General features: G+C 62.2%; 12 protein-coding genes. 4 read left to right on the forward strand and 8 right to left on the reverse strand.

Annotated features, from left to right (window positions below):
* The 3 genes from RGR602_RS12125 to RGR602_RS12135 form a co-directional block, all read right to left on the reverse strand.
* On the reverse strand, positions 1–3,726 hold the full coding sequence (locus tag RGR602_RS12125) for an AsmA family protein (protein WP_039846829.1): 3,726 nt from the start codon (positions 3,724–3,726) through the stop codon (positions 1–3).
* A gap of 89 nt (positions 3,727–3,815) precedes the next feature.
* A complete protein-coding gene (locus tag RGR602_RS12130; RefSeq protein ID WP_039845314.1) occupies positions 3,816–5,228 on the reverse strand; it encodes an FAD-binding oxidoreductase in 1,413 nt (470 codons plus the stop codon).
* Between the two features lie 91 nt (positions 5,229–5,319).
* Entirely contained in the window at positions 5,320–6,354 is a 1,035-nt protein-coding gene (locus RGR602_RS12135) for an aldo/keto reductase (protein ID WP_039845315.1), read from the reverse strand.
* Positions 6,355–6,448: 94 nt separating this feature from the next.
* On the opposite strand from RGR602_RS12135, the gene RGR602_RS12140 reads away from it, so the two are divergent.
* A complete protein-coding gene (locus RGR602_RS12140; protein WP_039845316.1) occupies positions 6,449–7,351 on the forward strand; it encodes a LysR family transcriptional regulator in 903 nt (300 codons plus the stop codon).
* Positions 7,352–7,566: 215 nt separating this feature from the next.
* A complete protein-coding gene (locus RGR602_RS12145) occupies positions 7,567–8,658 on the forward strand; it encodes an AbrB family transcriptional regulator (protein ID WP_039845317.1) in 1,092 nt (363 codons plus the stop codon).
* Here the strand turns inward: RGR602_RS12145 and RGR602_RS12150 are convergent.
* Complete coding sequence (locus RGR602_RS12150; RefSeq protein ID WP_039845318.1) at positions 8,618–9,505, reverse strand: AraC family transcriptional regulator; 888 nt, start codon at positions 9,503–9,505, stop codon at positions 8,618–8,620. The genes RGR602_RS12145 and RGR602_RS12150 overlap by 41 nt on opposite strands.
* A gap of 32 nt (positions 9,506–9,537) precedes the next feature.
* Here RGR602_RS12150 and RGR602_RS12155 point away from each other — a divergent pair, with 32 nt between their 5' ends.
* Positions 9,538–9,945 carry a DUF2000 family protein gene (locus RGR602_RS12155; RefSeq protein WP_039845319.1) on the forward strand — a complete coding sequence of 136 codons (408 nt, stop codon included), beginning with the start codon at positions 9,538–9,540 and terminating at the stop codon, positions 9,943–9,945.
* A gap of 52 nt (positions 9,946–9,997) precedes the next feature.
* On the opposite strand, the gene RGR602_RS12160 is transcribed toward RGR602_RS12155, so the two are convergent.
* From RGR602_RS12160 to RGR602_RS12175, 4 genes are all read right to left on the reverse strand, one after another.
* Positions 9,998–10,663, reverse strand: coding sequence for an OmpA family protein (locus RGR602_RS12160; RefSeq protein ID WP_039845320.1), 666 nt, complete (start codon positions 10,661–10,663; stop codon positions 9,998–10,000).
* 197 nt (positions 10,664–10,860) lie between these two features.
* Positions 10,861–11,859, reverse strand: coding sequence for a flagellin N-terminal helical domain-containing protein (locus tag RGR602_RS12165; protein ID WP_039845321.1), 999 nt, complete (start codon positions 11,857–11,859; stop codon positions 10,861–10,863).
* Between the two features lie 265 nt (positions 11,860–12,124).
* Positions 12,125–15,277: an efflux RND transporter permease subunit gene (locus RGR602_RS12170; protein ID WP_039846830.1), complete on the reverse strand. Its 3,153-nt coding sequence runs from the start codon at positions 15,275–15,277 to the stop codon at positions 12,125–12,127.
* A 2-nt stretch (positions 15,278–15,279) separates the two neighbouring features.
* Positions 15,280–16,464 carry an efflux RND transporter periplasmic adaptor subunit gene (locus RGR602_RS12175; RefSeq protein WP_039845322.1) on the reverse strand — a complete coding sequence of 395 codons (1,185 nt, stop codon included), beginning with the start codon at positions 16,462–16,464 and terminating at the stop codon, positions 15,280–15,282.
* 341 nt (positions 16,465–16,805) lie between these two features.
* On the opposite strand from RGR602_RS12175, the gene RGR602_RS39685 reads away from it, so the two are divergent.
* A complete protein-coding gene (locus RGR602_RS39685; RefSeq protein WP_039845323.1) occupies positions 16,806–19,397 on the forward strand; it encodes an ATP-dependent helicase in 2,592 nt (863 codons plus the stop codon).
* Positions 19,398–19,598 lie beyond the last annotated feature (201 nt).

A 19,598-nucleotide genomic window follows, 5' to 3' on the forward strand; every position in this document is an offset into this window, starting at 1 on the left:
TTACTGCGGCAACGGCACGCCCGGCAAGGCATCGAAATTCAGCCGGTTGCCGGTTATCGGCGGCGGCTGGTTGAGCTGCTGCGCGCGGCGCGCCGCCTCCTCAGCAGCGGCGTTCGCCTCGGCCTGCGCCTTCGCCTTTGCTTCAGCCTCCGCTTTGGCCTTCGCCTCCGCGTCAGCCTTTTGCCGCGCAGCTTCCGCGGCAAGCGCGCGCAGGCGCTCCTCTTCGGCCTTGCGCTGCGCCTCGATCGCCGCGGCTCTTGCGCGTTCCGCATCGTTGAACTTGTAAAGCGCCACCTCGCGCCGCAACCGCTGCTTTTCCAGGACGTTCGACTGTAACCGCTCGACACGCCGGCGTTCGCGTTCGAATGCACGAAGCGACAGATATCCGGCGAGATCGGTTACATCCATCGTCCGGCCGGGCGATGCGAGCAATCCGGAATAGTTGAGCCGCAGCGCGGGCTCCGCGCCTGCAAGCGCTTCCTCGCCCGGATTGAGAGTGATGTTAAGCGATGCGTTGATGCGCTCCTGCGGCAGGCTGAGCTGCGCATTGCCGGTCACCTTGGCGAGTTCGTTGGCAACGGTTACGTTCTGCACGCGGAGCACGCCGTCGGTGATGTTGAACGGAATGCCCGTCGGCGGAAGTTTCGCCTCTCCATTGTTGAGCAGCGTTTCGACGATCGGATGTATCTTTCCGGCATTGAGCTGGTCCTGCATCGGATCCGTTGCAGCAAGTAGCGGCGGCAGAATCGCAAGGTTCAGCCCGCGCACGGTGGTCTCGCCAAGCCGCAGCTCGCCGGAGCCCGTGAGCGAACTCACCAGGTCCGTCATCGTTTTGCCGGAGGCTTCCATACCGAGAGAAAGCCCGAACTTGCCGTTCGCAACCGGCGCGCCGTCGCGCGGCCAGACGACGCCGGCGAGATCGGAATCGGAAAGCGAAAGCTTCGTTTGGAAGAAGCCGGTGCCCTCGGCATTGGTGAAAAGCAGGTTGCCGGAAAGCTGGCCACCGTCCCATCCGCCCTTCATGTCGTTGAGCTGCAGTTCGTCGCCCTTGTAGACAGCGTTGGTGGTGAAGCCGGTTACGGCTGCCGACCATCCCGGCCAGAACTCCTTGGCCGAGAACTTCAGGTTGACATCCATATCCTTGAACACCGGCTGCCCAAGTACTGCGGTCGAGAAGTTGCCCGTCGCAGCATCTGTCATCGGGCCGTAGACGGCCTCGCCCAGCCAGGTCGCATCGGCGCGGTCAAGCGCAAGTTCGCCACTCGCTGTCGTCGTGTCTGTCTTGCGATTGACCGTCAGTGCACCCGAAAACTGATTTTCCGCGGCATGACCCTTGAGGTCGGAGAAGGCGACCTTGTCGCCATCGATGGTTGCCGTTGTTTGCAGCCCGAAAGGCAGACCGGTTCCCATCTGCGGCAGCGCAATGCCGTTCATCACGAGATACGGATCGAGATCGGCGCTCTCGAGCGAGACGCCGATCTGGCCATTCATGAAATTCCCGGGACGGACATCGACCTTGCCATTCGCAGTAAAGGACGTCCGGTCTGTCGCGAAGGTCAGCGATGCATCGGCCGGATCGGTACCGCTTGCCTGGACTTTCAGGGCGAGGCGGCCGTTGCCATCAGCTTCGACCGGAAGCGGATCGAGGCCCGCCTGCCCGAACAGGATCGACGTCGTTCTGTTTTCAAGCGTCGCCTCCAGATTGGTCGTGCCCTTGCCCGTCAGCGCCAACAGATCCGACATGCGGTAGTCGAGGTTCACGCGGCTTCCGTTGGAAACGCCGGCAAGCGTCAGCGCAAGCCCGTCGCCCTCGTCGCCGCCAAGCGTCAGCGCGCCGCGAAGCGCCGTGTTGGTGTACCAGGCGGCATTGCGCACCAGCCGGTCCATCACCGGATGCTGCGGCAGATGCGCCTTCAGCATCGTGAAGAAAGGTCCCGGATCGGAGGACTTCAAGGTGATCTCCCCCGAGCCCTTGTAATCGAGCAAGGAGCCTTCGGCGCGGCCGGTGGCGGTGATTTCGGCGCCCGCCAGATTTTTGGCGACCAGCTTGTCGACGGCAAGCGCCCCGTCAGCGATCGTAAAGCTCGTCTCGACATTTTCTGCCTCGACGCCGAAGGCGCTGAATTTATCCGCCTTCAGCTGTGCCGCAATTTTGTGGTCGAGCACATTTTCGCCTGCGTCCTGCCCGGTGAACAGACCCGTCAGCGCCCTCAGCGCATCGAGGTCGATCGCATCGCCGGCAAGGTCGACGTTCAGGAGAGGCGGCTGGTTCTCCAGCGCCTGCCGTTCCAGCTTGCCCTTCAGCGTAGCGGCGCCGATGGCAATCTCCAGATTGTTGAAGCGCTGCTGCTGATGCGTCAGGCTGACATCGGCCGAAAAGCCCGCCTGCTTCAATTGACGGATCGCGGGGTCGACCGAACCCGCAAGCCAGGAGGCAAGCCCCGAGGGCTGATTGGAGGCAACGGTAATCTGCCCGTTGAAGGAAGGGTCGCCCCTTAGCGTCAGCTGGCCCTGGCCCTCCACCTGGGTGCGCCCGGGCAGCGTCCCGACGGCATTGTCGATCGTCCACCCGTTGCCGGCCGGCTGCAGATCGAGCTGCACGTCGCGGATGGTCGTATCCCCGGCAACGATCGCCGGCAGCTTGACGCTCGCCTTGCCCTGCACCTGCGGCACGGGAATCTGGGCGATGATGCTGATCAGTGAATTGAGCCGCTGCCGGGCGGACAGGCCGGGATCGCGCGCGGTCTTGCCGCCTGCGCCCTGATTGCCGATCCTGTTCACATCGATCTGCTGGCCGTCGGCGATCAGCAGGAACTCGGGCGCGTTGCCGGTATCGAGGGTCGCCTCGCCGGTGATCACATAGGGATCGTCCACTGAGCCGATTTCCATCCGGTACTCGGAAAGCCGGATGCGCTCGTTGGTCAGTTCGAAGCGGCCCTTGAGGCGCGGCGGCAGTGCGTTCTTGTCGTCGGATTTGGCCGCGCCGCGGTTCTCGAACGCAGCCGACATGAGGCCCTGATAATTCGGCTTTCTGTCGGCCAGCTTCAACTGACCGTCGAGATCGATTTTGACCGGACGCTGATCGGGTATCAGCTGCGTCCTGACCTGCAGCGCGCCGGTTTCGTCGGGCTGTCCGCTGGAAATCGAAAAGCTGCCATGCTCGCCGTCGAGCGCCGCATCGCCTTCGATCCGCCAGGGGCCTGCCAGCGACCGGGCGGACATTTCCGCGTTAAACCCCGTAATGCGGCGGGCGCGGCCCGACTGATCGTCGATGAATTGCACGTCGCCGCCTGTGACATGCACACTTTCCAGAACGACTGTCTTTGCAGGAATCTCCGGCCGGCTGCCGCGCATCCAATCGAGCGTGCCGTCCTTCAACAGGCGAAGACGCAGCTTCGGATTGACGACGCGCATATCGAAAATCAGCGCCTCGCCGGAAAGGAACGGCGCAAGTTCGGCATCCATGGCGAATTGCTCGATCTGCACGATCGGCTGGCCGTTGGATTCCTGCCCGACACGCACGTCATGCAGCGTTACCGACGGAAAAGGCAAAAGGCGCGCATCGACCGTGCCATGCACGGTCACCTTCTTGCCGATGATGCGGCTTGCCTGATCTTCGAAATTCCTGCGAAAGTCAGTCCAGTCGATGAAAAGCGGCGCGAGCAGTGCCACGAAGAGCACTACGACGATCACTCCCCCCAAAAAGACGAGGAACCGGCCCATCAAATCAAGCATTCTCCATTCGGGATTCCGTTGCCGACACTACCGTCATTCATGCCGGGAGCAAAGCCGAAGATCATGAGATTGTTCCGTTTTCAGACAAGGTGAAAAATCTTGCCCGGATTGAAGATGTTGTCAGGATCGAGCGCCTGCTTGACCTGACGCATAAGATCGACGGCACCGCCGAGTTCCTGCTCGAGAAATGCCATCTTTCCCTGTCCTATCCCATGCTCTCCGGTGCATGTTCCATCCATCGCGAGAGCCCGCTGGTTGAGCCGCACCACGAAATTCTCCGCAACCGCGACTCCTTGCGCCGTCTTGTCGTCGAACAGGAGAAGCACGTGAAAATTGCCATCTCCTGCATGGCCGACAATCGGCGCCAAAAGACCGTGTTCCTGGATGTCGGCCTGCGTCTCGGCAACGCAATCGGCAAGCCGTGATATCGGAACACAAACATCGGTCGAAAGTGCGGCAAGCCCGGGCGCCAGTGCGCGGCAGGCCCAATAAGCATCGTGCCGTGCCTTCCAGAGCTTGTTGCGCTCCTCGGCGTTTGCCGTCCAAAGGAATTCGCCGCCACCGCATTCGGCCGCGATCTCGGCAAACTGCGCCGATTGAAGCTCGACGGTCTCGTCGCTTCCGTGGAATTCTAGAAAGAGCGTCGGGCTCTCGGCGTAAATCAGACCCGAATAGGCGTTACATGCCCGCATCTGCACGTCATCGAGCAATTCGATGCGCGCGACCGGAATGCCCATCTGGATTGTCATGATGACCGCGTCGCAGGCGGCCTTGACTGTCGGGAAGGAGCAAGCCCCGCCTGCGATCTTCTGGGGAATTCCCTGCAGCCGCAGCGTCACCGAGGTCAAAATCCCGAGCGTGCCTTCGGCGCCGACGAAAAGGCGAGTCAGATCGTAACCCGCCGAGGATTTACGCGCCCGGCGCGCGGTGCGGATTTCGTTGCCATTGGCCGTCACGGCCGTAACCGAGAGCACATTGTCCTTCATCGTGCCATAGCGCACGGCGTTGGTTCCGGACGCCCGCGTCGAGGCCATGCCGCCGATCGAAGCATTTGCGCCCGGATCGATGGGAAAAAAGAGGCCGGTATCGCGGAGATAAACGTTCAGTTCCTCGCGCGTGATGCCCGGCTCGACGGTACAATCGAGGTCTTCGGCATTCACTTCGAGAACCCGGTTCATTCGGCTGAAATCGATCGAAACCCCGCCATTCGGGGCATTCACCTGCCCCTCCAGCGAAGAACCGGTGCCAAAGCCGATCACCGGCACCTTTTGTTCGGCACAGACCTTGACGGCGACCTTCACGTCATCGGCCGTCTCGGCAAACAGCACGCCGTCGGGCAACTGCGCCGGAATGTAGGTGGTCGTATGTGCATGCTGGGCGCGGAAGGATTCGCCGGTCTGGAAGCGCTCGCCGAAGCGCTGTTTCAAGATGCCGACGACCGCGAAAATGCCCTCCTCGTTGCGTTTTCCAGCCTTTGCATCGCTGAGCGCCATCCTGTTGATCTCCCATACTATCCGCCGTCACGGGCAGGTTGGTATGGGACAACGGATGGCGCCTGTCCAGTCAAGAGTCTCGTGAGATGGCTCAAACGAGCGGTGGATTGAGCCGCGCGAAGCCTTCCTGCCGCCTGTATGGGAAATACGGATAAGGCGCCGACACCGCGCTGACCTTTTCAAGCCTTTCGACCTGCTCCTTCGTCAGCGACCAGCCGACGGCACCGAGGTTCTGGCGCAGCTGCTCCTCGTTGCGCGCCCCGACGATGACACTGGATACGGTTGGCCGGGCGGTCAGCCAGTTGATGGCGATCTGCGGCACCGTCTTGCCCGTCTCCACGGCGATCTCATCGAGTATGTCGACAATGTTGAAGAGCATTTCGTCATCGACCGGCGGGCCATATTCGGCCGTCTGGTGCAGCCGGCTTCCTTCCGGTAGCGGCTGGCCGCGGCGGATCCGGCCGGTCAGCCTGCCCCAGGCAAGCGGGCTCCAGACAAGCGCGCCCACGCCTTGGTCGGCACCGAGCGGCATCAGCTCCCATTCGTAGTCCCGGCCCGCCAGCGAATAATAGACCTGATGTGCCACGTACCGCGCGTAGCCATGCCGCTCCGACACGGCGAGCGATTTCATCAGCTCCCAGCCGGCGAAATTCGACGCGCCGATATAGCGGAGCTTGCCGGCAGCAACGAGCCGATCGAGCGTCGAAAGCATCTCCTCGACCGGCGTCGAGGCATCAAAGGCATGCAGTTGCAGCAAATCGATATAGTCTGTGCCGAGGCGGCGAAGCGCGTCATCGACGGATTTGATAAGCCGCAAGCGCGAAGTTCCCCAATCTGCCGGCCCGTCGCCCATCGGCAAGGCCATCTTCGTCGAGATGAGCACGGCGTCGCGCTTGCCGCCGATCGCCTGCCCCAGAACCTCCTCCGACGCACCCGCCGAATAGACGTCGGCGGTATCGAAGAGATTGACGCCTGCCTCGATGCAGATATCAACCAGACGCCGCGCCTGCGCCGCGTCGGTATTGCCCCATGCGCCGAACAATGGGCCGCTGCCGCCGAAGGTGCCCGCGCCGAAACTCAAGACCGGCACCCTGAGGCCGGATGCACCGAGATTTCTGTATTCCATGGATCTGTCTCCTGTTGTCTTGAGGAGAGATAGACACTCACTAAGGCGCGATATAGATTGCCAGCGAGAAAGTCATTTGTGATTTGAATTCATCATGAGCCGTCAGGACATCAATCGCGCCGGCGAAATGGACGTCTTCGTGCGCGCCGTCGAGCTTGGCGGCTTTAGCGCCGCGGCAACCGCCTGCCGGATGACCCCGTCGGCCGTCAGCAAGCTCATCGCCCGCCTCGAAGCCCGGCTTGGCATACGTCTCATCAATCGCTCGACGCGGCGCCTGCAACTCACGCCGGAGGGTTGCGCATTCTACGAAAGGAGCGTCTCCATCCTTGCCGATATCGCCGAGGCCGAGCGATATGCCTCAGCAGGCGAACAGGCAGCCGGGCCGATCCGTATCAATACCAGCGCGTCCTTCGGCAATCATGTGCTCGCGCCCCTCCTATCATCCTTCATGGCGCTTCATCCGGCCGTGACGCTCGACATTTCCTACACCGACAAGGTCGTCGATCTCATGGAGGAGCGAGCCGACGTCGCAATCCGCGCCGGACCGCTGAAGAATTCCAGCCTGATCGCCCGCAAGCTCGGTGCAGCCCGCAAGTTCATCGTGGCCTCGCCGGACTACCTTCGCCGCCATGGCGAACCGAAGTCGATCGCCGATCTCCAACAGCACTGCCGCATCGGCTTTTCCTATTCCCGCGCCATCGGCGGGTGGCCGCTACTTGATCAAGACGACACGGTGCTTGTGCCGGTGACCCCGGGCATTCAGGTCGGCGACGGCGAAGGGATGCGCCACCTGGCACTTTCCGGCGCCGGCCTTGCGCGTCTTGCCGTCTTCACTGTCGGCGCCGATATCGCCGCAGGAAGACTGGTATCTGTCCTTGAAGACATGAACCCCGGCGACCTCGAGGAATTCTATGCCGTCTATATCGGTCAAGGCGGTCCTCTGCCCGCCCGCGTCCGCGCACTGCTCGATTTTCTCGCAGCCAACGTTCGTCTCTAGCCCCGGGGGCTTGCGCCTGTCGCAACGCTGCCATTGGGCTTGCGCGCGCCAGGCGGAATTTTAGCCAAGCTGGCCATATTTCGCAATTGCGGCCAGCTTAACCTGCCCATATACCGGCGATAGATTTCCGGCTGCTCCGGCCGGTCCATATGTTGCTACCGATGAATTTTCGTGCCGTTCACCGCGGCCCATCAGTCGGAAAAGACAGGCGTTCGATGCCGTTTAAAGCCGCAAGCCGAGCCATACGAGAAGCCAGCCTGCCGAGATGGGTTCTGCTGCTTAGCCTCTCCAGCTTTCTCGTTGTCGTTCTTGAACTTTTCGCCCTTCCGGCATCGCTGCTCGTTGGGCCGATGATCGCGGCGATCTTTCTCGCCCTGGTGATCGGCAAGGGCCAAGTTCGCGTCCCCTACTGGCCCTTGCAATTCGGACAGGCTCTGGTCGGCCTGATGATGGCGCGCGCCATAACGCCGGACATTCTCGCCACGATGGCCAAGGATGCGCCGCTCTTCATGCTGGTCATCGTATCGGTGATTGCCATCGCAGGCGTGCTCGGCTATCTCCTGACGCGGCTGCAGGTGCTGCCTGGCACTACGGCCGTCTGGGGCTCCTCCCCCGGCGGCGCCTCGGCCATGGTCATCATGTCGGAGGCCTATGGCGCCGATGCCCGCCTTGTCGCCTTCATGCAGTATCTGCGCGTCGTCTTCGTCTGCGTAGCCGCTTCCGGCGTCTCACGCCTCTGGGTCGCGGCCGACGGCGGGCTGCCACCGCTTATTCTCTTCCCGCCGATCGACTGGCCGGCATTTGCCGCGACTGTGCTGCTTGCCTGCTGTTGCGTCTATGCCGCCTTCCGTTTCCGCGTCCAGGGCGGCACCATCATCCTTCCGCTTCTGGCAGGCTCTCTGTTGCAGGGTTTCGACCTCCTGACGATCGAGCTGCCGATGTGGCTGCTCGCGATCAGCTATGCCCTGATCGGCTGGAGCATCGGACTGCGTTTCACCCGTTCGATCCTGAAGCATGCCGCCCGCGCTCTGCCACGCGTTTCCGCCTCGATCCTGCTTTTGATGTCGATCTGCGGGCTGATGGCCGTGGCCCTGCACATATTCGCGGGTATCGATCCGCTGACAGCCTATCTCGCGACCAGCCCTGGCGGTGCGGATTCGGTTGCTATCATCGCCGCCTCTAGCGATGTCGACTTGCCCTTCGTCATGGCGATGCAGGTGGGGAGGTTTGTGGTGATCCTGTTTACCGGGCCGATGCTCGCGCGCTTCATCGCGCGGAGGAGCGGCCTGGCAGAGAGCCCCGCCTGAGCGCGGCCCATTGGCCCGGCGTCATGCCGTAGGCTTTCTTGAAATGCCGGTTCAGGTGGCTCTGATCCGCAAAGCCGGTGGCAAAGGCGACGTCCGATAGCTCGCTGCCCTCGCCGATCATCGCCCGCGCCTGCTGCAACCGCCGCATCAGAAGGTAGCGATGCGGACTGGTCGCGAATGCAGCCCGGAAATGCCGCGACAACGCAAAGCGGTCGAGTCCTGTTACCGATTCAAGCTCGCCAGAACGCACCGTTCGCGTCGCATGTGCTTCAAGGTAGTCGCGGGCGCAACAGGCCTGGTTCCAGGCTATGCTGGCGGGCAGCCTGCGCAATGCCTTCGCGTGCCTTACAAGCCCGTCGGCTATGCCCATCACGAAATCGTCGACGAAGAGCTCGTCGAGCCCTCCATCGAGATCAGTCAGTGCGCCAAGCAGGACGCCGGCAAGAACCGGATCGCTGATGACAGGCTGGTCGACAAAAGGCAGCCCGAGTTTCTCGGCTTCCAGGCATTCGGCAAGCAGCGAGGGTTCCAGGTAGACAATACGGTATTGCAGCCCGTCGATGGTGCCTGCCCCGCCGTCATGCACCTCGTCTGGATGCAGCACGATCACCTGACCGGGCATGCTGAAGCGCCTTTCGCCGCGATACGAGAAGGTCTGCACACCCTTCAGCGTCACACCGAGCCCATAGGTGTCGTGCCGGTGCGGCTCGAAGGCATTTCCGCTGAATTTCGCCTCGATGCGCTCGATCCCGGGAAAGGCTGGCGCTGCCACAATGCCGTCGCCGCCCTGCGGCACGCACAAACGTTCAAGACCTTCGAAAACCTGCGGCGTTACATTCTGGCTCAACGCGACCTCGAAACCGCATGAAAGAGACTGGAATGTTTGATACCAAAATTGCGATCGTTCTGCGAAACAATCTTGCGTCATGGCAGAAGCTCAATGTAACCGCCTTTTTGATGAGCGGCATCGCCGGGCAAGATTCCGCGATCATCGGCGAGGCCTACAGGGACCGCGCCGGCAACACCTACAATGCCATGTCAGTCCAGCCGATCATCGTGCTATCGGCCGACGAGGCGACGATTTCAGCGATACATCGCCGCGTGCTGGAACGCGAGATTCCATCCTCGCTGTTCATCGAGGAGATGTTTGCAACCGGCCATGACGCCGCCAATCGCGCCGTATTTGCCGAATACGCGCCGGAAGACGCAAAGGTCGTGGGCGTCGCTCTGCGCGCCGGCAGGAAGATCGTCGACAAAATCACTAAGGGCGCGACGATGCATGCCTGAAACGAAAGACGGCCGGCGATGACCCGGCCGTTTTTGATAAATGTGGCGCAGCTCAGCTCTGGGTGATCGGCGCGATCTGAATCTCGACGCGGCGGTTCTGGGCGCGGCCAGCCTCCGTCGCGTTTGACGCGACCGGTTGCGACGGGCCAAAGCCGACGGCGGAGACGCGACGCTGGTCGATACCTTGTCCGCCGAGATAACCGGCAACCGAAAGGGCGCGGCGCTGCGACAGATCCTGGTTATGCTGGATGCTGCCGGTGGAATCGGTATGGCCGTTGACATCGATCAATGTGCGGTTGAACTTCCTGAGCACGACCGCTACCGAGTTCAGCGTCGGATAGAAGCCCGGCTTCACGGCGTCCTGGTCGATGTCGAAGGTGATGTTCGACGGCATGTTCAGGATGATGTTGTCGCCGTTACGCGTCACCGAAATGCCGGTACCCTGGAGCTGGGCGCGGAGTTCCGCTTCCTGCTGGTCCATGTAGTTGCCGATCGCGCCGCCTGCGAGCGCGCCGAGGCCCGCGCCGATCAGCGCCGCATTGCGCGCGCCGTGCCCGCGCCCGCCAAGGGCGGCACCCGCAAGCGCTCCGCCGACAGCTCCGAGCATTGCCCCGCCTGCGGTGTTCGACATTTTCTGCTCGCCCGTATAGGGGTCGGTCGTGGTGCAGGCGGTCAGGTAGCTGGCGGCCATCGCCAGAAGTACGAATTTCTTGATCATGGACAGAAAGCTCTCCGTTCGAAGCTGGCCCGAGCAAATATTATGGAATGCGGCAACAAGATGAACGCGTCCCCTCCGATAAAACAAAATCAGTCGAATGGACACGTCTCGCTTGCACAAATCCCGAAGATATCGCCAATTTGCCACAGCGGTCTCGACAGGCTCGATAATATCGAGACAGGCGGGACCGCATGCGTTTAGAAGGCCTGGAAGAGCTGTCTTACGGTGTCGTAGCTGGCATTGGCGATCGAGAGCGCCTGCAGGCCGAGCTGCCGCTGCGTCTGCAACGCCGTGAGCTTGCTCGACTCCTCTTCCATATCGGCATCGACCAGACGCCCGATGCCTGAGCTGTAGGCGTCGAAAAGCGTTTTCGCGAACTCGTCCTGCAGCTCGATGCGTTTTTCCAGGGCACCAAAAGCCGAGCCCACGGTGGTCGTCTGCCTGAGAATGGCGTCCACTACGCTGATCATCTCATTTACCTGATTTTTTGTCGTCGAGGATGAAAGCCCGATCTCCGCTTGTCCGGCGGTATTGCCGGCCTTGCTCAAAATCATGACGTAATTCTGCGAAGCGCCCATTTCCGTCGCGAAATAGGATGACGTCAGAGCGCCGTATTCGCCGCTCCCGCCCGAACGGTCGTCGACGAGGTAGCGGGCATCCTTCGATGTGGTGACGCCCGTCGACGGCAGGTCGATATGATAGGTCAGCGTGCCGACGGCGACCGTGCCGTCGGCATTGCGGATATAGGACGCCGGAATCTGCTTCGGCTCGGTGGGATTGTCCTCATCCGTCAGGACGACCCAGTTGTCGCTGTTGAAGGCCGCCGCTTCGGCGACGGAGCGCAACTGTCCCTTCAGCTGCGTCAGCTCCTCATTGATCTTTTCCTTGTCGACGCCCTGTTCGGTCGCAGCGACAAGTTTGGCCTTGATTTCGGAGACGACGTCAACGGCGCGGGCAACGCCCGTATAGGCCGTACCCATTGTGGCGGCCGCCATGCCGAGCGCATCCTGAATGGCAGCATGCGCTTTATTGTCGGAGCGGGCCGTCGTCGCCACCGACCAGTAGGCGGCGTTGTCGCGGGCCTGTTCGACCCGAAGGCCGGACGAGACGCGGTTCTGCGTCCGCGTCAGGCTGTGGTTGATATCACGAAGCGTATGCAGCGCCGCATCGACAGATGTGCGTTGAAAAATACTCACGGGAACAGAACTCCGAACACAACTACATGCTACTTACAAACAGCGAACCGTGTCCGCGAAACGTCATGTTCGGGCGCTGAAATCAGCGGGTGGGCAAGCCTCCGAAACGCTGAGGCATCGGATCGGTTACGGGTAGATCATTGCGTTTTACGCTTAAGAAACATCTAACGTTCAGAAGAAATTTATTCTGTTTTGCAACCTTCATTGACCACGAACACGCCGCCGCGATGGGAGGCGGCGACGTTTTAAGCAGACGCCGTGAAATCTACTCCGCGGCCTGCAGGTGCTTGGGATCGGGCACCGGTTTCGGCCGCGCCGCAATCGCCATCTCCTCGTGCAAACGGGCTTCCTCATGCGCATGCGGCTTGGCAAAGCGCGCCACCAGCAGATAGGCGACCGGCGTGATAAGGAGCGTGACCAGCGTTGCGAAACCCAGTCCGCCGACGATCACCCATCCGAGCGCGATACGCGCTTCCGCGCCTGCGCCATGCGCAAAGACCAGCGGAACGCCGCCGAGGATGGTGGCGATCATCGTCATCATCACCGGGCGCAGCCGCAATGCACAGGCGCGTTCGATCGCCTCGCGCACTTCTACCCCGCGGTCGCGGAGCTGGTTGGCGAACTCGACGATCAAGATTCCGTTCTTCGCCATGACGCCGACGAGCAGCACGAGGCCGATCTGGCTGTAGATGTTGAGGCTCGATCCCGTGATAATGAGCGCGAAGACGGCGCAAGCAAGCCCAAGCGGCACGGTCGACATGATGATCAGCGAGGACAGCACGCTTTCGAACTGCGCCGCCAGCACCAGGAAGATGATCACGATCGCAAAGCCGAAAGTGAGTGCCATGCCGGTGGAGTTCTCTTCGAGTGTTGCCGCTTCGGCAAGCGGAATAAGACGCGCCCCTGGCGGCAGGATCGGCTCGGCAAGTTCCGTCACCTGCTTGACGGCATCGCCGAGCGACATGCCCTCCTTGAGGCCTGCCGTGATCGCGACGGATGCGAGTTGCGATTCACGGTTCAGCTGCGGCGCAACCGCGCCTTCCTTCATCGAAGCGATGACCGACATCGGTACGATCTTGCCCTCGCCGGTCTTCAGGAAGACGTTTTCGAGATCCGTCGGATCATCGATCGGCCGCATGGTCGACGTGAGCAGAACCGGATAGGCATCGCCATTGACGAAGACGTCGACGACGGAGCGTCCCTCGAGCAGCGACTGCATCGCCGTCGAAAGCCCGGTGATATCGATGCCGAGATCGGAAGCCCGCTCGCGGTCGATCGTGACGGAGACCTGCGCCTGCGTCGGCTCGTTGGTCAGGCGCGGCGTATCATACCGCCCGGTCGCATTCAGCGCCTCTACCAGCTCGACGGCGGCAGTCGTCAGGCGGTCGTAGTCATTGCCGACGAGCGCCATCTGCAGGCCGCTGCCGGCGCCGCGAATGCGCAGGCTGTTCGAAGATATCGCATTGCCGCGAAGAGCGGGAACTCGCGATGCCGCCCGGTTGATGTCCTGGACGATCTCCGCCTGCGTGCGGTCGCGCTCGCCCCAGGGTGCCAGCGTCAGCACCATGAAGCCGCTATTGGCCGAGCCGCCCTGGCCGGAGATCGAAAAGACGTTCCTGATGTCGCTGCGGTCGACCAGCGGCTGCAGGTATTCTTCGACGAGCTGCAGCTTGTCGCGCGTATATTCGAGGCTCGATCCCTGCGGCGCGGTGAGCCGCATCATCACCATGGCGCGGTCCTCGTTCGGCGTAAGCTCGCTCTTGACGGTCGAGAAGGCGACAAGCGCCGCCCCGGCAAATAAAACCGACGCGACAATGACGACCAGGGGCGCGTTGAGGCAACGCTGCAGGCTCCATTGATAGACGCGCGCAAACGCCTCGCCGAAGTGGCCGAGCGCGCCATGATCCTCCAGCATCGGCTTCGTCAGCATGCGCGAGGCGAGCATCGGACAAAGCGTCAACGCGACGATCGACGACAGACCGACCGAGAAGGCCAGCACGAAGCCGAACTCCCGGAAGAGACCGCCCACCTGCCCCGGCAGGAATGACAGCGGAATGAAGACGGCGGCAAGAGTTGCCGTGGTCGCGATGACTGCGAAGAAGACCTCGCGCGTGCCGAGGACGGCGGCCGCCCGCGGCCCCATGCCTTCGGCGCGCCGGCGCACGATGTTCTCGAGCACCACGATCGCATCGTCGACGACCAGACCTGTCGCCAGGACGATGGCGAGCAGCGTCAGGATATTGATCGAAAAGCCCACGAGATAGATCGCAGTCAGCGTGCCGATCAAAGCCACCGGCATGCTGACTGCGGGGATCAAGGTTGCCCGCCAGTCTCGCAGGAAGAGGTAGATGACGCCGGTGACGATGACGCCGGCGAGGATCAGCGCCAGCACAACCTCGTGGATCGCTCCCTGGATGAACACGGCGTCGTCGCTGGTGATCGCGATCTTCGTGCCTTCCGGCAGCGTCTTCGAAAGCTGCTCGACCACCGTCTTGATGCCGCTCGAAATATTGAGCGTATTCGATTGCGCCTGGCGGATGACGCCGAGGCCGATGCCGCGCTTGCCATTGGATCGCAGCGCCGTATCGCCGTCGCGCGGCCCGAGCGTCACCGTCGCGACATCGCCGAGACGCACGCGGTCCTGCAGGATGACATTGGCGAAATCCTCCGGCTTCTGCAGGCTCGCCGTGGCGCGCACCACGATGTCCTGTGTCGTGCTCTTCAGCGATCCGGCAGGAACGTCGAGGGCGGAGTTGTCGAGCGCCTCCGTCAGATCGCCGACCGTCAGCCCGCGGCTTGCAAGAGCCCCCTGATCGACATCGACCCGAAAGATCTTTTCCTGGTCGCCATATTGCTCGACATCGGCAACGCCATCGACGGAGGCCAGCCGGTCGACGATCTCGTTTTCGACGAGGAGCGTCAGGTCATCCATGTTGAGCTTGGTCGAGGTGACCGCAAGACGCATGATCGGCTGTGAATCCGCATCCGCCTTGACGATCTGCGGGGCGTCGGCATCGTCCGGAAGCTGCTCCATGATGCGCCCGATCGCATCGCGCACGTCGTTTGCGGCGACGGCGAGATCGACGGTATCGGAAAACTCCAGCGTCACCCGGCTTTGGCCGAACTGCGATTGCGAGGAGATCGATTTCAGCCCGCTGACGCGCGCAACTGCGCCTTCGATGACCTTCGTCAGCTCTTGATCGATCGTCTGCGGTGCAGCGCCGTCGAACATGGTGCGCACGGTCACGACCGGGCGGTCGACATCCGGCAGTTCGCGCACTTCGACCCCGGCATAGGCAGCAAGACCCGCCACCACCATCAGCGTATTGAAAACCAGCGCCAGGATCGGGCGCCGCACGAAGAGTGCCGTAAAGGTCTGCTTGCCGGAGGCTCTCTCTGGAAGTTCGGTGACGGTCACGTTCATTGTGTCGCGACCCCGTCGTTCGATGCCAGTTCATTGCCGGTCCGCACCGGCCCGCCCTCGCGGACGCGCTGCAGACCCTGCGTCACGATGGCGTCCCCATCCTTGATGCCGGCTTTCACGAGCACGAAATCCGGATTGCGTTGCACGATGCTGACGCGCACCTTGTGCGACTTGGCCTCGACCACCTGCCAGACGAAAGAGCCGTGAGAATCCCACTGAACGGAAACCGGATCGACCGCAGGATATTTCTCGCCTGCGAACTTCATGCTGACATTGAAGGACATGCCGGCGCGAAGCTCGTCGGCGCGGTTGTCGATCTTGGCGCGGATGCGCAGCGTCCGGCTGGCCGCGTCGATGCGGTTGTCGACTGCCTGGACGACTCCGGTGAACACCTGCCCCGGCCGCGCGACCGACGTTACCTCGACCGGTTGGCCGACGGAAACCGTATTGGCGAAGCGCTCCGGCACCCAGTAGTCGACCAGGATTTCCGAGCGGTCGTCGAGCGTCACGATCGGCGTGCTGGTGGTCACGTTGTCGCCGATGTTGACTGGGACGATGCCGACGATGCCATCGATCGGCGCCACGATGTTGCGCCGGGTGAGATTGAGCTCGGCGGCCTGCAGCTGCAGCCGCGCGCCCTGCTCGGCAATCTCGGCATCGAATACGTCCATGCGCGCAACGCTGGATTTGATGTTGTGATAGAGATTGGATTTCTCGATCGCACTCTTCAGCGCCACTTCGGCCTGCCCCTTGGCGATCACCTGCTCCTCGCTGTCGAGCTTGGCAAGCACCTGACCCTGCTTGACCTTGTCCCCGGACTTGATGAGGATTTCACGGATCGTGCCCATTGCCTGGGGCGTCACCACCACCGAGCGGATCGCGTCGCCTGTGCCGATCGCGTTCAGCCGGTCGTTGACCACGCCCTGCACGACGGCCTGGGTCACGACTAGAACGGCACTGTTGCGCCCGCCGCCATTGCGTCCTCCGCCGCCCTGGGCGCCCTCGCCTTGCCCCGACCCACCGCCACCGGACTCCACGGCAGGAGCCACCTTGGCGACAATGTTTTCCGGGACGCCGGCATTTCTCAAAACATCAGCCGCACCCGGCACAAGAAAAATCCATCCGGCAAAGCCGGCCGCAATAACGATAAGAGAAAGAACAAACTGCTTCCAAAAAGCCATTCACGTCTCCGGAGGGACCAAGGGGTCAGACCTGGGACGATCGAAAAGAGCGCCTTTAGACATATTCCCCACCTGACTGCGGCAATATCGCCCCTTTACAAGCGGCCATCAAGCGCACGCGCCAGTCATTACAGAATTGTAATCTCCATCCTTGCGAAAACAGGTCACTTTTGCTTGAGCGGAGGCGTATTTCCGGCTCGAATTGCCAATTGCTACTTTGGGCATCTGCCGCCGCCCCAAATGCGCCGCGCCGGCAACGGTCGGATTCGTCCTGGAGGCGCTGGAATGAACCAAGAACATCTTTTCTGGCCTTTCCATCCCGAATCACTACATTACGCGCCATGAGCAATAGTTTCGACGATATCCCCTTCTTCGACGAAGAACCGGGCGAAGCGCCGCGCAAGCCGCAGGCGCCCGCCCCTGCAGCCGGAGGGATCGCCGCCCGCGCCATGGCTGCCCGCGACGGCGGCAAGCGGCCGGACTACCTCGCAGGCCTGAACCCCGAACAGACCGAAGCGGTCGAAACGCTGGAAGGCCCGGTGCTTGTGCTGGCGGGAGCCGGCACTGGCAAGACTCGCGTGCTGACGACCCGCATCGCGCATATCTTGAGCACCGGGCGCGCCTTTCCCTCGCAGATCCTCGCCGTCACCTTCACCAACAAGGCGGCGCGCGAAATGAAGGAACGCATCGCGCTACTCGTCGGCGGCGCCGTCGAAGGCATGCCCTGGCTCGGCACCTTTCACTCGATCGGCGTCAAGCTGCTTCGCCGCCACGCCGAGCTCGTCAGCCTGCGGTCCGATTTCACCATCCTCGATACCGACGACGTCGTGCGCCTCGTCAAGCAGCTGATCCAGGCCGAGGGCCTCGACGACAAGCGCTGGCCGGCCAAGCAATTCGCCGGCATGATCGATACGTGGAAGAACAAGGGCCTTAGCCCCGCCGACATTCCCGAAGGCGACGCCCGCGCTTTTGCCAACGGCAAGGGCCGGGAACTCTACTTCGCCTACCAGGCGCGATTGATGACCTTGAACGCCTGCGATTTTGGCGATCTGCTGATGCATCCCATTGCCATCTTCCGCAAAAACCCGGATTTGCTCAAGGAATACCACCAGCGCTTCCGCTATATCCTCGTCGACGAATACCAGGATACCAACACTGCGCAGTACATGTGGCTGCGGCTGTTGGCGCAGCGGCCGAGCCGCAAGTCGACCTCCCCCCTCGTGGGAGCAATGCCCGGCAGGGCAGAGGGCGATATCCCCTCCGACAGCGGCGCGAGTACACCCGCCTCTGTCGGCTCGCCCGATATCTTCCCCACAAGAGGGGAGATCAGAGACACCACGATCAACATCTGCTGCGTCGGCGACGACGACCAGTCGATCTATGGCTGGCGTGGCGCGGAAGTGGACAATATCCTGCGCTTCGAGAAAGATTTCCCGGGTGCCAAGGTCATCAAGCTGGAGCGCAACTACCGCTCGACCGAACACATCCTCGGCGCCGCCGCGCATCTAATCGCGCACAACGAGGGCCGGCTCGGCAAGACGCTGTTCACCGACCGCGTCGATCCGGAAGACGCCAAGGTGCAGGTGCATGCCTCCTGGGACAGCGAAGAGGAAGCCCGCGCCATCGGCGAGGAGATTGAGGTCCTGCAGCGCAAGCAACATAACCTCAACGACATGGCGATCCTGGTGCGCGCCTCCTTCCAGATGCGCGAATTCGAAGATCGCTTCGTGACGCTCGGCCTCAACTACCGCGTCATCGGCGGCCCGCGCTTTTACGAGCGCCTCGAAATCCGCGATGCCATGGCCTATTTCCGCCTCGTCGCCCAGCCCGCCGACGACCTGGCCTTCGAGCGCATCATCAACACCCCGAAGCGCGGCCTTGGCGACACGACCGTGCGCGCGCTGCACGACTACGCCCGTGCCCGCGACATTCCGATGCTCGCCGCAGCCGCCGACATCATTGAAACAGACGAGCTGAAACCGAAGGCGCGCAAGGCGCTCTTCGACGTGGTGCATAGCTTCAGGAACTGGCAGCAAAGGCTTGAAACGACTCCACATACCGAACTTGCCGAGCAAATCCTTGAAGAGTCCGGCTACACCGACATGTGGAAGGCCGACAAGACGGCGGAAGCGCCCGGCCGGCTGGAAAACCTCAAGGAACTCATCCGCTCGATGGAGAGCTTCGAGTCGTTGCGTGGCTTCCTGGAGCACGTCGCGCTGGTCATGGATGCCGAGCAGAACGAAGACCTCGACGCCGTCTCGATCATGACACTGCATTCGGCCAAGGGGTTGGAATTCGACACTGTCTTCCTGCCAGGCTGGGAAGAAGGCCTCTTCCCGCATCAGCGCTCGCTCGACGAAAGCGGCCGCGCCGGGCTTGAGGAGGAGCGCCGCCTCGCCTATGTCGGCATCACCCGGGCCAAGCGCCGCTGCCACATCTGGTTCGTCTCCAACCGCCGGATCCACGGCCTCTGGCAATCGACCATCCCCTCGCGGTTCCTCGACGAACTGCCGGAAACCCATGTCGAAGTCGCCGAAGTCGAGCAGAGCTACGGCGGTTACGGCCGCGGCGGCTACGGCCAGTCGCGCTTCGACAAGGCCGACCCCTTCGCCAATTCCTATTCCACCCCCGGCTGGAAACGCGCCCAAGCCAACAAGACCGACGCCACCCGCGACAATTGGGGCACCCGCTCGGGCCACGCGGTCGAACGTATCGGCTACGGCGAAAGCGGCCCCAAGGGCCGCACCATCGAAGGCGAACTCGTCGCCAAATCCACGTCCACCGAACCCTCCCGCTTCCAGATGGGCGACCGCGTCTTCCACCTGAAATTCGGCAATGGGAACATTACCGGGATCGAGGGCAACAAGCTGACGATCGATTTTGATCGGGCCGGGCAGAAGAGGGTGTTGGATGGGTTTGTCGAGCGGGTTTGACGAGCCGGCCTGCGCGGCGCGGCATCCTCGTCAGAAGTCTGACCCTGACATTCACGGCCGGCTTTTTTCGCGTTTATGCCGCCCCATTGCTTGAAGAAAAAGCCGTCTCGGATTCGTCACACGCAACTTTGATTTCACTCTATCCCTGCGACATCCATCGGTTGAATGTATCCGGCATTCGGCAATCGTTGCAGACGAGAG

Source organism: Rhizobium gallicum bv. gallicum R602sp (genome assembly GCF_000816845.1).
GTDB classification, from domain to species: Bacteria; Pseudomonadota; Alphaproteobacteria; order Rhizobiales; family Rhizobiaceae; genus Rhizobium; species Rhizobium gallicum.